A 431-nucleotide genomic window follows, 5' to 3' on the forward strand; every position below is an offset into this window, starting at 1 on the left:
ATATGCATACCCAGCTGGCTTTCCAATGGACGTATTGGATGTAATGGCTGCCAAACCAAATATCTGTAACTATTTGGATATGCCTTTACAAAGTGGCTCAACAGAGGTATTGAAGAGAATGCGCCGTGGTATTACTCGTGAAAAACAGAAGATTTAATCCACGCCATCCGTGACAAAGTACCTAATATTGCTTTGCGTACAACCTTGATTTCTGGTCACCCAGGTTGAACGGAAGAGGATTTTGAAGAAACTTATCAATTTGTTGAAAAAATGCGTTTTGACCGTCTTGGCGTATTTACCTACTCACACGAAGAAAATACGCACTCTCACACTTTCGAAGACGGAGAACTTCATGATCCTAATAAACCTATCTTTGACAGTACAAAGATGGAAAATCTATTTTATATATTTTTATTTATATTTTTCAGCAT

Annotated in this window: 1 pseudogene; it reads left to right on the top strand. The window is 37.6% G+C overall.

The window, feature by feature from the left end:
* Positions 1-342 (top strand): annotated as a pseudogene (locus BWI92_RS28430) (radical SAM protein); the annotation flags it as partial.
* Positions 343-431: the final 89 nt, after the last annotated feature.

It is taken from the genome of Flectobacillus sp. BAB-3569 (genome assembly GCF_002270355.1).
GTDB classification, from domain to species: domain Bacteria; phylum Bacteroidota; class Bacteroidia; order Cytophagales; family Spirosomataceae; genus Flectobacillus; species Flectobacillus roseus.